The organism is Caulobacter sp. BE254 (assembly GCF_031457295.1).
In the GTDB taxonomy this organism is placed as follows: Bacteria; Pseudomonadota; Alphaproteobacteria; order Caulobacterales; family Caulobacteraceae; genus Caulobacter.
In genome coordinates, this window is sequence record NZ_JAVDWJ010000004.1 from 1 (window position 1) to 13,924 (window position 13,924).

The 13,924-nt window shown below is 72.4% G+C and carries 13 protein-coding genes and 1 riboswitch; of the genes, 10 read left to right on the forward strand and 3 right to left on the reverse strand.

Annotation, left to right across the window (positions count from 1 at the left end):
* Positions 1-228 precede the first annotated feature (228 nt).
* Entirely contained in the window at positions 229-738 is a 510-nt protein-coding gene (gene cobU / locus J2X41_RS08900) for a bifunctional adenosylcobinamide kinase/adenosylcobinamide-phosphate guanylyltransferase (protein WP_310081260.1), read from the reverse strand.
* A 49-nt stretch (positions 739-787) separates the two neighbouring features.
* Positions 788-990: riboswitch (cobalamin riboswitch) on the forward strand.
* A 108-nt stretch (positions 991-1,098) separates the two neighbouring features.
* Between cobU and J2X41_RS08905 the strand changes: the two genes are divergently transcribed.
* The 10 genes from J2X41_RS08905 to J2X41_RS08950 are packed head-to-tail and all read left to right on the forward strand — an operon-like array spanning position 1,099 to position 10,609.
* Entirely contained in the window at positions 1,099-3,075 is a 1,977-nt protein-coding gene (locus J2X41_RS08905; RefSeq protein ID WP_310081261.1) for a TonB-dependent receptor domain-containing protein, read from the forward strand.
* A gap of 2 nt (positions 3,076-3,077) precedes the next feature.
* Positions 3,078-4,064 carry a threonine-phosphate decarboxylase CobD gene (cobD, locus tag J2X41_RS08910; protein ID WP_310081263.1) on the forward strand — a complete coding sequence of 329 codons (987 nt, stop codon included), beginning with the start codon at positions 3,078-3,080 and terminating at the stop codon, positions 4,062-4,064.
* Positions 4,061-4,666: a cob(I)yrinic acid a,c-diamide adenosyltransferase gene (gene cobO / locus J2X41_RS08915; protein ID WP_310081264.1), complete on the forward strand. Its 606-nt coding sequence runs from the start codon at positions 4,061-4,063 to the stop codon at positions 4,664-4,666. Before cobD ends, cobO begins: the two co-directional genes overlap by 4 nt.
* Positions 4,663-5,529, forward strand: coding sequence for an ABC transporter substrate-binding protein (locus J2X41_RS08920; protein ID WP_310081266.1), 867 nt, complete (start codon positions 4,663-4,665; stop codon positions 5,527-5,529). Before cobO ends, J2X41_RS08920 begins: the two co-directional genes overlap by 4 nt.
* Complete coding sequence (locus tag J2X41_RS08925; RefSeq protein WP_310081267.1) at positions 5,526-6,506, forward strand: iron ABC transporter permease; 981 nt, start codon at positions 5,526-5,528, stop codon at positions 6,504-6,506. Before J2X41_RS08920 ends, J2X41_RS08925 begins: the two co-directional genes overlap by 4 nt.
* Positions 6,503-7,306, forward strand: coding sequence for an ABC transporter ATP-binding protein (locus J2X41_RS08930; protein WP_310081268.1), 804 nt, complete (start codon positions 6,503-6,505; stop codon positions 7,304-7,306). Before J2X41_RS08925 ends, J2X41_RS08930 begins: the two co-directional genes overlap by 4 nt.
* A complete protein-coding gene (cbiB, locus tag J2X41_RS08935) occupies positions 7,299-8,255 on the forward strand; it encodes an adenosylcobinamide-phosphate synthase CbiB (protein ID WP_310081270.1) in 957 nt (318 codons plus the stop codon). The genes J2X41_RS08930 and cbiB overlap by 8 nt, the downstream gene beginning before the upstream one ends.
* A 28-nt stretch (positions 8,256-8,283) precedes the next feature.
* Positions 8,284-9,342: a nicotinate-nucleotide--dimethylbenzimidazole phosphoribosyltransferase gene (gene cobT / locus J2X41_RS08940; RefSeq protein ID WP_310081271.1), complete on the forward strand. Its 1,059-nt coding sequence runs from the start codon at positions 8,284-8,286 to the stop codon at positions 9,340-9,342.
* On the forward strand, positions 9,342-10,100 hold the full coding sequence (gene cobS / locus J2X41_RS08945) for an adenosylcobinamide-GDP ribazoletransferase (RefSeq protein WP_310081272.1): 759 nt from the start codon (positions 9,342-9,344) through the stop codon (positions 10,098-10,100). Before cobT ends, cobS begins: the two co-directional genes overlap by 1 nt.
* Positions 10,097-10,609, forward strand: a complete 513-nt coding sequence (locus J2X41_RS08950; protein ID WP_310081273.1) for a hypothetical protein — start codon at positions 10,097-10,099, stop codon at positions 10,607-10,609. The genes cobS and J2X41_RS08950 overlap by 4 nt, the downstream gene beginning before the upstream one ends.
* Here J2X41_RS08950 and J2X41_RS08955 read toward each other — a convergent pair.
* Together J2X41_RS08955 and J2X41_RS08960 are read right to left on the reverse strand one after the other, a co-directional pair.
* Positions 10,606-11,514: a hypothetical protein gene (locus J2X41_RS08955; protein ID WP_310081274.1), complete on the reverse strand. Its 909-nt coding sequence runs from the start codon at positions 11,512-11,514 to the stop codon at positions 10,606-10,608. The genes J2X41_RS08950 and J2X41_RS08955 overlap by 4 nt on opposite strands.
* A gap of 49 nt (positions 11,515-11,563) precedes the next feature.
* Positions 11,564-13,903, reverse strand: coding sequence for a glucan 1,4-alpha-glucosidase (locus J2X41_RS08960; RefSeq protein WP_310081275.1), 2,340 nt, complete (start codon positions 13,901-13,903; stop codon positions 11,564-11,566).
* Positions 13,904-13,924: the final 21 nt, after the last annotated feature.

Below are 13,924 nucleotides of genomic sequence, written 5' to 3' on the forward strand. Positions count from 1 at the left end.
CCCGCCGCGGTCCGATCGCCAGGCCCAGGCGGCCCCGCTCGGTTCCACCCCCATCGCCTGCTTGGGCCGGTACCAAGAGCCCTCCCCCGCGATGGAGACAGCGATGATTGTGCGGGAGGTTTGAGGTCCGAGGACTTGTGACGCTGAGTATTTTTCAGGGCGTTGGAAAGGCTAGAGTTCTTTGCGCCGCCAGCGGGGATAGAGCGGCGTCCATCCCCGCCCCAACGCCTATTTCAGGCGCAGAGTCAGCCCGGCCACGACCAAGGTCACCGCGTCGGCGGCCTGGGCCAGGGCTTGGTGCAGCCGCCCCGCCTCGTCGCGGAACCGCCGGGCCAGGGCGTTGTCCGGCACGACGCCGAAGCCGACCTCGTTGGACACCAGCCACAGCGTCCCTTCAAATCGTCCGGCCGCCTCGACCAGTCCGGCGGCCGCCGTCGCCACGTCCTGCTCGCCCAGCATCAGGTTCGACAGCCACAGGGTCAGGCAGTCGACCACGACGACGTCGTTCGCGCCCAACGGCGCCAACGCACCCGCGATATCGAGCGGCGCCTCCAGCGTCGTCCAGGCCGCACCCCGGTCCTCCTGATGGCGCGCGATGCGCTCGGCCATCTCTGGATCAAAGGCCTGGGCCGTGGCGATCATCACCAGGCGGCCGTCCGTGGCCAGGGCCTCCGCCGCCCCCTGGGCGAAGGCGCTCTTGCCGGATCGGGCTCCGCCCAGGACGAGGGTAAACGGCAAGACGCGCTCCAGATGGCCAGCCAGATTGACCGTGTGCGACGCAACATATAGTGCAGCTCTCGCGACAGGTTCCTCGAAAGAGGATGAAAAGGGAACTCGGGTGCGAAACCCGGGCTGCCCCCGCAACTGTAAGCGGCGAGCCCGCGCGTCATTAAGCCACTGACCGTCCTCTTCAAGGGAACGATTGGGAAGGCGACGCGCACCGGCCTTGACCCGCGAGCCAGGAGACCTGCCCGTCGCGGTCGTCCTTCGTCCGGCCGGGGTGCGCCGTACGATGGGGTTCTTTCCCCCGAGGCGACATCGTCAGGCCGGTCCGGATTTCCGGGCCAGCCTTCGTTGCCGCGCACGGAGGACTTGAACATGCGCCCGATTTCCATCCTGGCCCTGGTGGCCGCCCTGCCCGCCCTGGCCCTTCCGGCCTTGGCCCTGCCCACCCAGGTCCTGGCCGCCGAGCCCCTGGACGAGGCCAACGCCGTCGACCAGGTGGTCGTCACCGCCGGACGCGCCGCCGACAAGCTGTCGGAGGTCCCGGTCAGCATGACCGTGATCACCGCGCAGACCCTGCGCCAGCGCCAGGTGGTGGTGGTCTCCGACCTGCTGTCGCGCACCCCGGGCGTCACCGTCACCCGCAACGGCGGCGTCGGCGGCTCGACCCAGGTGCGCATCCGCGGCGCCGAGAGCGACCAGACCGCCGTGCTGATCGACGGCGTCAAGCTGAACGACCCGTCGGCGACCGGCGGCGGCTACAACTTCGCCACCCTGCTGGCCGGCGACGTCGACCGCATCGAGGTGCTGCGCGGCCCGCAATCGACCCTTTGGGGCAGCCAGGCCATCGGCGGCGTGGTCAGCATGATCACCAAGACGCCGGACGGCCCGCTGTCGGGCGACGCCACGGTCGAGGGCGGCTCGCGCGCCACGGCCTATGCCCGGGTCGGCGTCGGGGCCGGCGGCGCCTGGGGCGGCTGGCGCCTGGCGGCGGGGTCCTACACCACCGCCGGCGTCTCCAACTTCGACCAGGCCCTGGGCGGCAAGGAGAAGGACGGCTACCACAACGCCGCCGTCAGCGGCCGGCTGGACCTGAACGTCACGGACTGGGCCAGCTTCGACGCCCGCCTGTCCTACGCCAGGGGCCGCAACGAATTCGACGGCTTCCCGGCCCCGGCGTTCGCCTTCGCCGATACCGCCGAATACGGCAGGACCCAGGAACTGGTCAGCTATCTGGGCGCGCGCCTGTCGAACTTCGACGGCGCCCTGAACAGCCGCATCGGCTATTCGTACACCCAGACCGACCGCGACAATTACGACCCCAACCAGGCCGTCACCACCAAGACCTTCGACGCCAAGGGCACGGACAACAGCCTGGAATACCAGGGCACCTGGACGATCAGCCCGGCCTGGCGCGCGGTGTTCGGGGCCGAGACCGAGCGCACCTGGTTCCGCACCGCCGCCCCCTCCAGCTTCGACCCGAGCCCCACCTCGGACCGCCACGCGACCGGCATGGACAGCGTCTATGGCCAGCTGCGGGCCAAGCCGGTCGAGGGCCTGACCCTGACCGGCGGCGTCCGCCACGACGACCATGACACCTTCGGCAGCGCCACCACCTACCAGGCCGGCGCGACCTGGAGCCCCGACGGCGGGACCACGGTCTTCCGCGCCAACTATGGCGAGGGCTTCAAGGCCCCGTCGTTGTACCAGCTGTACAGCCCGTACGGCTCCGAAACCTTGCGGTACAAGTACAGCGACATCGTCACCGCACTGAAGCCCGAGGAGGCCAAGAGCTGGGACCTGGGCGTCGAGCACGCCGTCCTCGACGGCCGCCTGCGCGGTTCGATCACCTATTTCGACCGCGACACCACCAACCAGATCGACTTCCTGTCCAGCATCGCGGTTCCGTCCTTCGGCTTCTACGCCAACATCGCCAAGGCCCGGACCAAGGGCGTCGAGCTGGAAGGCGCGTACGAGGTCAATTCGGTCCTCACCGTTTCCGGCAACTACACCAGCATGGACCCGGTCAACCGCTCTCCCGGCTCCAACTACGGCAAGGACCTGGTGCGTCGGGCCGGCGAGACCGCCTCGGCGGACGCCGAACTGACCCTGCCGAACGGCCTGACCGGCGGCGTGACGATGCAGTATGTCGGCCACAGCTTCGACAATGCGTCCAACACCCGCCGCCTGAAGAGCTATGTGCTGACCGACGTGCGGATCGCCTATCCGATCAACGACACGTTCGAGCTTTACGGCCGGGTCGAGAACCTGTTCGACCAGCACTACGAGACCCTCTATCGCTACGGGACCCTGGGTCGCGGCGCCTTCGCCGGCGTGCGGGCGCGGTTCTAGCCGTGGCGGCGCCGGCGGCCTTCCTCGGCCACGGCGGACGCCTCGGCGCGGCGCGGGCGGCCTGGCCGAACGCGCCGACGCCGTGGCTGGACCTGTCGACGGGGATCAACCCTCATCCCTATCCCGTCCCGGTGCTGGCGCCGGAAGCCTGGTCGCGCCTGCCCGATCCGGAGTCGCTGCGGGCGCTGGAACGGGTCGCGGCCAGGGCGTTCGGGGTCGCGGATCCGGCCCGGGTCGTGGCGGCGGCCGGCAGCGAGGCGCTGATCCGCCTGCTGCCGCGCCTGCTGACGGCGGCGCGGGTCGCGATCTCGGCTCGGACCTACGGCGGTCACGCCGACGCCTGGGAGGTCGCGGGCGCGGAGGTCGTCGACGCCCGCAATTCGACGGCCGACCTGCGGGTGCTGGTCAATCCGGACAATCCCAGCGGCCAGGCCCTGCCGCCCGGTCAGGTCCTGGCCCTGACGGACGGGCCGCTGCTGGTCGACGAGGCCTTCGTCGAGGTCGATCCGGCGCTGTCCGTCGCCCCGCTGGCCGGCGCGCCAGGCCGCGAGCGCCTGGTCGTCCTGCGCTCGTTCGGCAAGTTCCACGGCCTGGCCGGGGCGCGCCTGGGCTTCCTGGTCGCCGAGCCGGCCCTGGCCGCCCGCGTCCGCCAGGCGCTGGGCGACTGGCCGGTCTCCGGTCCGGCGATCACCGCCGGGCTCGCGGCCTATGCCGACACCGCCTGGGCGGCCCAGACCCGCCTGCGCCTGGCGGACGACGCCGCCCGCCTGGACGTCCTGCTGCGCCAAGCCGGCTTCGAGATCGTCGGCGGGACGACGCTGTTCCGCCTGGTCCGGGCCGCCGACGCGCCGCGCCGTTTCGAGGCCCTGGCCCGCGCCGGCATCCTCACCCGCCCCTTCCCCTGGGACGAGACCCTGATCCGCTTCGGCCTGCCCGGCCCGCAGCCGGACTGGCTCCGCCTCGCCGACGCCCTGGAGAACCTCCGATGAGCGACGATCTCAATACCAAGCACGCCCAAGCCATGAAGGCCCTCAAGGCCGAGCGCGATGCGATGATGCAGACCAAGACCCTCGAGAAGGGCCTGCTGCTGGTCCATACCGGCGACGGCAAGGGCAAGTCCTCGGCCGGCTTCGGCATGGTGGCCCGCCACCTGGGCTGGGGCCTGAAGGTCGGCGTCGTCCAGTACATCAAGGGCAAGTGGAAGACCGGCGAGCGCCTGTTCTTCAGCAAGTTCCCCGACCAGGTCCGCTACGAGGTCATGGGCGAGGGCTTCACCTGGGACACCCAGGACCGCCAGCGCGACATCGCCGCCGCCCAGGCCGCCTGGCGGGTGTCCCAGCAGATGATCGCCGATCCCAAGCTGGATTTCGTGCTGCTGGACGAGATCAACATCGCCCTGCGCTACGACTATCTCGACATCGACGAGGTGGTGGCGGCGATGAAGGCGCGGCCCAACGACAAGCATGTCTGCCTGACCGGCCGCAACGCCAAGCCGCAGTTGCTGGAGATCGCCGACCTGGTCACCGAGATGACCTTGGTCAAGCATCCGTTCGAGCAGGGCTTCAAGGCTCAGCGCGGGGTCGAGTTTTGACCCGTCTCACCCGGCGAGCGGCGGTCGGCGCCGGGCTTGTGACGGGCCTGGCGACAGGCCTGGTCGGCGGCGCGGCGAACGCCCGCGCCCTGCCCCGCGTCATCTCGCTGAACCCCTGCCTGGACTCTGTGCTGGTCCATGTCGCGGACCGTTCGCAGGTCGTGGCGCTGAGCCACTACGCCCGCGACCCGCAGCAATCCAGTATCGCCAGGCTGGCCCTCACCTACCCGATGACCTACGAGAGCGCCGAGGAGGTGATCGCCCTGCGGCCCGACGTGGTGCTGACCGCCGCCCACTCCTCGCCCGCCACCCGCGCGGCGCTGACGCGGCTGGGCATCCGCACCGAGCTGTTCAAGGTGCCCAACAGCTGGGTCGAGAACCAGGTCCAGATCCGCCGCATCGCCCAGGCCGTCGGCCATCCCGACCGCGGCGAGGCGCTGATCGCGCGGGTCGAGGCGGCGATGGCCAGCAGCGCGCCACGTCCGGGGACCCGGCCGATCACCGCCCTGGTCTTCCAGCCCAACGGCTTCGCCGCCGGCCACGGCACCCTGGTCGACGAGATGATGCGCCGCGCCGGCTTCGTGAACGTCGCCCAGCGCTATGGCCTGAAGAAGTGGGGCAATGTCTCGCTGGAGCGCCTGCTGGACGATCCGCCCGAGGTGCTGCTGGCCGGCCAGGCCGCGCCCAACGCGCCGACCTTTGCCGAGAAGGTCCTCAACCACCCGGCCCTGGCCAGCATCTCGTCGCGCATGACCCGGGCGGTGTTTCCCGAGCGGCTGCTCTATTGCGGCGGTCCGGGCCTGGTGGACACCGCCGCCGCCCTGGCCGCCGCGCGCCGGCAGGTCCTGGGAGCGGCCGCATGAACCGGCGCCTCTTGCTGCTGGCCAGCCTAGGCCTGCTGGTCCTGCTGCTGGGCGGCCTGTCGCTGACAGCCGGCCGGGTGTGGGTTCCGTGGAGCGCCTGGTCGCAGCCGGCCCACGACCCGCGCTGGGCGATCATCTTCGAGCTGCGGCTGCCTCGCACGATCCTGGCCATCGCGGTCGGCGCGGCCCTGGGGCTGTCGGGCGCGGTCATGCAGGGCTACACCCGCAACCCGCTGGCCGACCCCGGCGTGATGGGCGTGTCGTCCATGGCCGCCCTGGGCGCGGTGATGACCATGTATCTGAGCCTGGGCCTGTCCACGCCCTGGCTGCTGTTCGCGGCGGCGATGGTCGGGGCCAGCCTCGGCGTGGCCGTGATGCTGGTCCTGGCCGGCGGGACCGGCGGGACCATCACCTTCATCCTGGCCGGGGTGATCCTCAACACCGTGGCCAGCGCCGGCGTCGCCCTGGCCCTGAGCCTGGCCCCAAGCCCCTGGGCGGCGCAGGAGATCATCAATTGGCTGCTGGGCTCGCTGGCCGACCGCAGCGCCGACGACGTCTGGCGGGCCCTGCCCTTCATCGCCGTCGGCTCGGGCCTGATGCTGATGTTGGGTCGGGCGCTGGACGCCCTGACCCTGGGCGAGACCGGGGCCAAGGCGCTGGGAATCGACCTGAACCTGACGCGGGTGCTGCTGGCGGTCGGCGTCGGCCTGGCCTCGGGCGCCAGCGTGGCGGTGACCGGCATGATCGGCTTCGTCGGCCTGATCACCCCTCACCTGATGCGGCCGCTGGTCGGTCACCAGCCGGGCGCCCTGCTGGCCCCAAGCGCCCTGGCCGGGGCGGCCCTGGTGCTGGCCGCCGACATCCTGGTGCGGCTGACGCCCTCGGCCGCCGAAGTCCGCCTGGGCGTGGCCATGGCCGCCGTCGGCGGGCCGTTCTTCCTGGCCCTGCTGATCGCGATGCGCCGGAGGCTGGCATGACGAAAGATGTTGATACTGGCGCCAGCGATCTCGCCGCCGACGACCTGACGGTCGCCCTGGGCGGCCGCACGGTGCTGGCGGGCGTCAGTGCGCGGTTCCGCGCCGGCCAGGTCACGGCCATCGTCGGCCCCAACGGCGCGGGCAAGTCGACCCTGCTGGCCTGCCTGGCCGGACTGCGCCGCCCCGACGCCGGCCAGGTCCGCCTGGACGACGGTCCGATCCTGGCCCTGCCGCATCGTCAGCGCGCCCGTCGCATCGGCTTCCTGCCCCAGACGCCGGAGGTGGCCTGGGCGGTGGACGTCGAGACCCTGGTCGGCCTGGGCCGCACCCCGCACAGCGGAGCCCGCGGCCTCAGCGACGCCGACCACGCCGCCGTCCAGGCCGCCCTGGTCCGCACCCGCATGACCGGCCTGGCGCGACGCGACGTCACCACCCTGTCGGGCGGCGAGCGGGCCCGCGCCCTGCTGGCCCGGGTGCTGGCCGGCGAGCCGTCGTGGCTGCTGGCCGACGAGCCGCTGGCCGGGCTGGATCCCGGCCACCAGCTGGACGCCGTCGACCTGATGCGCGCCTTCGCGGCCGAGCCCGGCCAGGGGGTGGTGATGACCCTGCACGACCTGGGCGTGGCCCTGCGCCTGGCCGACCGGGTGCTGGTGCTGCGCGACGGGGCCCTGATCGCCGACGGCCCGCCGCTGGAGGCCCTGACGCCGGCCGTGCTGGAGCGGGCCTACGGCGTACGGACCGCCATAGTCTCCGGGGCCTGGGGACCGCTGATCGAGCTGGTCGGCCGCGTGGATGGCTGAGACGGCGCCCTGGCCCTGGGTCGTCGCCCTGGCCCTGGGCCTGGAGGCGCTGCTGGGCTATCCAGCCGCGCTGAACCGGCTGGCGGGACATCCCGTGGCCTGGCCGGCGGCGCTGATCGAGGCCCTGGAGCGGCGCTGGAACCAGCCGGCGGCGTCCGACCGGCGGCGCCGGTTGCTGGGCGTCGTCCTGGTCGTGCTGCTGGTCGCCGCCTCCGTCCTGCTCGGCGGCGCGGTGCAAGGCCTGCTGGGCGTCAGCCTGCCGGCGCTGGCGCTGTTCGCCCTGATCGCGACCGTCGGCCTGGCCCAGCGCAGCCTGCACAACCATGTCGCGGCCGTCCTGGCGCCGCTGCGGGCCGACGACCTGCCGAGCGCCCGCGTGGCCGTGGCGATGATCGTCGGCCGCGACACCGGCGGGCTCGATCCCGAGGGCGTGGCCGCCGCCGCCCTGGAGAGCCTGGCCGAAAGCTTCAACGACGGCGTGGTCGCCCCGGCCTTCTGGCTGCTGGTCGGCGGCTTGCCGGGGCTCTTCGCCTACAAGAGCGTCAACACCGCCGACAGCCTGGTCGGCCACCGGGAGGAGCGCTGGCGGATGTTCGGCTGGGCGGCGGCGCGGACCGACGACCTGATGAACCTGATCCCGGCGCGGGCGGCGGGCGGGCTGATCGCCCTCGTCGGCGGAACTGGTTGGCGGATCATGCTCCGCGACGCCCGCCGGCACGCCTCGCCCAACGCCGGCTGGCCCGAGGCCGCCATGGCCGGCGCCCTGGGCGTCCAGCTGGGCGGCGAAGCGGTCTATGACGGCGTCCCGACCGCGCGGCCGACCTTCGGCGACGGACCGCGGCCCACCGCCGCCGACCTCGAACGCGGCCTGCGCCTCTACCGCCAGGCCTGCCTGCTGCTCTGGCTGATCCCGCTGGCGATCGGCCTGATCGCCGTGCTCGCCCGATGACCCCGCCTCGTCTATCCAGGACCGCGCCATGATGACCCTGCCCGCCCTCGCCGCCGCCATCGCGCCGGTCGACGCCGCCCTCGAACCGATCCTGCGGGCCCTGCTGGACGGCAAGGCCAAGCCGCCGGGGTCGCTGGGACGGATCGAGGACCTGGCCGTGCGGATCGGCCTGGTCCAGAACCGGCCGGATCCGCGCATCGCCCGCACCGACCTCTATGTGTTCGCCGCTGACCACGGCCTGACCGACGAGGGCGTCTCGGCCTATCCGTCCAGCGTCACCGCCGCCATGGTCGGGCTGTTCCTGTCGGGCCGCTCCAGCGTCAGCGCCTTCGCCAGGGCCACGGGCGTCCAGGTCCGCGTGGTCGACGCCGGGGTCGACGCCGACCTGCCGGGCCACCCCGACCTGGTCGCCGCCAAGGTCCGGCGCGGGACCCGCAACGCCGCCCGCGAGCCGGCCCTGACCCCGGACGAGGTGCTGGCGGCGATCGCCCGGGGAGCCGACATCGCCCGCGCCGCGGCGGCCGACGGGGCCGACGTCATCGCCCTGGGCGAGATGGGTATCGGCAACAGCTCGTCGGCCGCCCTGGTCATGCACCGCCTGGCCCCCGCGCCGCTGGACGCCTGCGTCGGCCTGGGCACGGGCCACGACGCCGAGGGCCTGGCCCGCAAGCAGGCCGGCATAGCCCGCGCCGCCCAGCGCTCGGACGCTGCCGCGCCGCTGGACGTGCTGGCCCAGTTCGGTGGCTGCGAGATCGCCATGATGGCCGGGGCGGTGCTGGGCGCGGCCTCGATGCGGCGGGTGGCCCTGATCGACGGCTTCATCAGCACGGCCGCCGCCCTGGCCGCCGTCCGCCTGGTCCCCGCCGCCCTCGACTACTGCGTCTTCGCCCACGGCTCGGCCGAGCGCGGCCATCCGGCCATGCTGCAGGCCCTGGGCGTTAGGCCGCTGCTGGACCTGGACCTGCGGCTGGGCGAAGGCACGGGTGCGGCCCTGGCCGCCCCGCTGCTGGTCGCGGCCGCCAACCTGCTGACCGACGTCGCCGCGCTCGCCGATGTCCTGGCCGGGATCGAGGCGGGTCCGAACTGATGCCGCGCCAGCTGAAGCTGTTCTTCTGCGCCCTGCAGTTCCTGACCCGCCTGCCGGCCCCGTCGTTCGCCGATTTCCAGCCGGACTGGATCACTCGCGCCGCGCGCTATTTCCCACTGGTCGGGCTCCTGGTGGGCGCGATCGGGGCCGGGGTGCTGCTGGCGGCCGGACAGCTGTGGAGCGGCCCGCTGCCGGCCCTGCTGGCCGTGGCGGCGGGGGTGCTGGTCACCGGCGGCTTCCACGAGGACGGCCTGGCCGACACCGCCGACGGCCTGGGCGGCGGCCAGACCCCGGCCCGGCGGTTGGAGATCATGAAGGACAGCCGGGTCGGAACCTATGGCGTGCTGGCCCTGGGACTGACCCTGGCCCTCAAGGTCGCCGCCTTGGCGACCCTGCCCCTGGCGACCGCCGCCCTGGCCCTGGTCGCCGCCCACGGCGCCGGCCGGGTCGCCGCCGTGGCGGTCATGGTGCTAGGCCGTCACGTCAGCGATCGCGACGAGGCCAAGTACAAGCCCGCGCCGGACGGCGTGCGGCCGTTCGAGCTGCTGGTCGCCGCTGGCCTCGGCCTCTGGCCGCTGGCGCTGCTGGGCTGGCCCGGCCTGGCGGGCGCGGCGGTCGGGGCGGCCCTGGCGGCGGCCCTGGCCCTGACGGCTCGGCGGCTGATCGGCGGCCACACCGGCGACGTGCTGGGCGGGGTCGAGCAGGCCTGCGAGCTGGGCGTGCTGCTGGGGGTTTCGGCCGTGCTGGCGGCGCGATGACCCTGCTGGTCTGCCCGCTCAGCCAGGTCGAGGCCGCGCGCGCCCTGCACCGGCCCTCGCACCTGGTCAGCCTGCTGTCGCCGGCCTCGGCGGCCGAGGTCTGGCCGGTCGCTGAAGGCCTCCACCTGCGGCTGGCCTTCCACGACATCGCCGAACCCCGCGAAGGCCTCACGCCGCCCGACGCGGCGCTGGTGGCCCGACTGCTGGACTTCGCGGCCGCCTGGGACGCGGCCCGGCCGATGCTGGTCCACTGCTGGGCCGGGGTCAGCCGTTCCACGGCGGCAGCCTTCGTCATCGCCTGCCAGCGCGCGCCGCAGCGGTCCGAGCGCGAAATCGCCCAGGCCCTGCGCACCGCCGCGGCCTACGCCACGCCGAACCCATTGCTGGTCAGCCTGGCCGACGCGGCGCTGGGCCGAGACGGCCGGATGTCGGCGGCGATCGCCGAGATCGGCCGCGGCGCCGACGCCTTCGAGGGCGCGCTGTTCGAACTGCCCTTGGCTAGCGTCTAGGACGCCGGCTTTTCGACCCGCACGCGATAGGTGATGGCGTCGGTCGAGACCGCTTCGACCTGGATGGCCAGGTCGCGGATCTGGATCGTCTTGAGGTCGACGGGGAAGCGTTCCCTCTGTCCCATGGCGGGATGGATCAGGTCGTCGACGCCATAGCCGCGCACCTCGAACGTCATCTCCCCCGCCTCCAGGCCCTCGAAGGTGACGTCATAGGCGTCGCCGGCGCTGGCCGCGGGATAGTCCGCCGCCTTCGGAACCTCGATCCCCCTGGCGTAGTCGCGCGGCGGAACCAGGGGCTGGCCCGCCTTGGCCGTCTGGCGGCGGCCGAAGGTTTCGGTCCCCGGCGCGGTGGAGCGGACGATCGGCGTAGCCGGGTCGGCGGCCAGGCGATCGTACACGGCGCGGGGCGCCTCGTCGTCGGCGGCGATCAAGGCGTCGGCGAAGGTCCGGACATCGACCGCGACCGCGAAGGCGCCCTCCGCTTCCCGGCCGGCGGCATCGGCGCAGACGAAGTTCAGCTCGGCCTCGCCCAGGGTGCTGGGCTCCACCGCCGCCAGGACGGGCTTGGCGAGGCTGTCGACATCCATCTGGCGGTCGTCACGATCATAGCGGACGTTCATCGCCCATCCGCCACGGGCCTTGGCGCAGTCGGCCGCCATGTAGCTCTTGGTCATGCGCACCCCGTCTCCGGCGCCGTCGGCGATGACCTGGGTGTTCCAGTAGGACAGCAGGCCGCGTTCGCGCGCGATCGACGACACGTCGACCAGCATCACCCGGTCCTGGCCCTGGGCGACGTACCACCATTCCACCGCGCCGGCGGTTTCCACGCCGAGCGTCGCGGCGGCGGCCAGCGCGAAGGGCAGCACCGCCGACGCCCGGTTCCGGAAAGCAGGGGTGTCGGCCATGGCGGTCTCCGAGGTCTGTCTGCGCAGAAAGCGCCTGGAAATCGGGAAGTTACGACCCCGACTTCGCGTAACGCGCGGCCACCGGGTCGTAGCGGTCCCACACTTGGCCGTCGCTGACGGAGCGCAGCAGCTTGACGTATTCGGCGTGCGACCAGGCCAGCGGTGTAGCTGAGTCGGTGCCTTCGCCACGAGCATAGCCGTGCGGATTGGGTCCGATGCCGTCCCAGACCTGTTCGGGGATCAGCAGGCCCTCGTTGGCGAACAGCTCCATCGCCTTGACGTAGCGATCCCGAATCTTCCGGATCGCCGCGGCGCTCGGCTTGCCGTTCAGGCTAGCGAGGGCAAGCTCGTAGTGACCGCGCTCGCCGGTGAAGATCGGCCAGACCCGGCCCCGCTGGCCCGGCGACATCTTTCCGCCGACCCCGTAATTGGCGCCGGTCTGGGCGTCCTCGCCATAGCCGTCGACGTCGTAGCGCCGCCAGCCGGGGAACTCGCCTTTGACGCCCGGGAACCTGAAGTCGTAGCGCACGCGGTAGAGGTCGGCCCGGCTGGTGTCGTCCAGCTCCGGCAGGCTGCCGACGATGGCCGCGTCGTCGGCCCGGCGCACGCCGTAGCGGACCAGCTCCAGGAAGCCGCCGTCGACCACCTGGTCCTTGGGCGGGGCGATCTGGCCGTTGGCGGCGCCGATCGGGGCGTGGTCGTTCGGGTCCTCGTTCTGGTTCAGCCGCACATAGTAGGTCCCGTCGCCGAACGGCCCCTTGGTGGTGACCATCCGCGCCTCGACCTTGGCCGAATAGGCGTCGGCCGTGGCGCGATAGCGGGCCGCGCTGGCCCCGTCGCCGGCAAGGTCAGCGATGTCGGCGGCTGTCACCAGGCCGGCGATGGTGGCCGCCGTGGTCGAGGGCGAGTGGCCGCCCTGCTCTTCCCAGCGCTCCTGCTGGGTGAACGGCGGCGTGATGGCCTCGTGGTTCCAGCCGATCCCGACCTTGCCGCCGTCGACCAGGAAGTCGGCCGCCGGCTTGATCATCTTGCCGTAATAGGCCTTCAGGTCGGCCTCGGGCAGCCAGCCCAGCTTCCACAGCTTCCAACCCAGCATGATCGGCATGGCGGTCTGGTCCAGCTGGACCCCGACCCACTCCGTCGTGCCGTCCACCCAGGTCTTCTGCAGGAACCAGCCGCCGACGCCGCTGTTGCCCTTGGTGTCGGCCTTGACCTGCACCTGCGGCAGGTAATGGAAGGCGGCCAGCGGCGTTTGCTTGTCGCCCAGGGCCGCCAAGGCCATGGCGCACTGGTAGAAGTCGCGCGGCCAGACGGCCTTGTAGCCCGTCGAGGGCTTGGAGGCGTCGACGGTGTCGCCCCACGGGTTGGACAGCGAGGCGATCAGGGCGCCGGCATAGGTGCGGTCCTCCTGCACCTTCAGCATCAGGGCGCTGGCTTGGACCAGCTTGCCGCCGTCCTCCGACGCCTTGCGCAGGCGCGGCAGCTCGGTCAGCGAGGCCAGATAGTCCTCCCAGCCCACGCGGTCGCCCTCGCCGTTGTAGCGGGCCAGCACCTCGTCATAGCCGGTGCTCAAGGTCGCGGACGCGGCCTGGTCTGCGGCGACCGCGTCGCCGCCGAAGCCGAGGGCGAAGTCGTAGGTCGCCTCGCCCGAGGCCTGCCGCGGCAGCTCGGCGGTCAGGACGATCGCGCCCTTGGCCGAGGCCCCGCCGGTCAGGGTCGCCGCCTTCACGGCCGACAGGGCGTCGCTTCCCAGCGGCGTCGCGACGGCCTTCACGAACGACCGGGCGCCCTTCAGGCTCAGGAACGCCTTGCCCTCGTAGGCCCTCAGCGCCGAGGCGCTGGCCGCGCCGGCATCCCCGCCGCCGGTGTTGGCCATATGCGGCTCCAGCACAAGGAACGGGGTCACCGGCCCCTTCAGGGCGCGGACCGTCACCCGCACGAACAGGGCGTTCTGGTCGGGATCGGTGAAGATCCGCTTTTCGATCTCGAACCGGCCCTGCTTGTCGGTGGTGGTCACCTTGTAGGCCGGCGACAGCGGCCGGCCGGCGGCGTCGACGTGCAGATATTCGGTCCTGGAGGTGGTGTCGGCGCCCTCGACGGCCAGGCCGGTCGACGTCTTCACCGCCACCCGCAGCTGCTTGATCTGGGCCTCGTGGATCAGGCCGTACATGGTCTCGGTCAGGGTTCCGTCGGCGATCGAGAACCACACCTTCGACACCGCCCTGGTCGGGCCGCCGTCCTTGTAGGCGCCGTCGACATAGGCCTCGTACGACGCGCCGACCCCGGTCTTGGCGGCGTAGGCCCAGGTGGTCGGGGTCTCGGCGTGGGCGACCGCGGTAAGGGCCGTCACGGCCGCCGAGGCCAGGGCGAGCTTCTTCAGGCAACGCATGGAACTACCTCATGAAAGGAC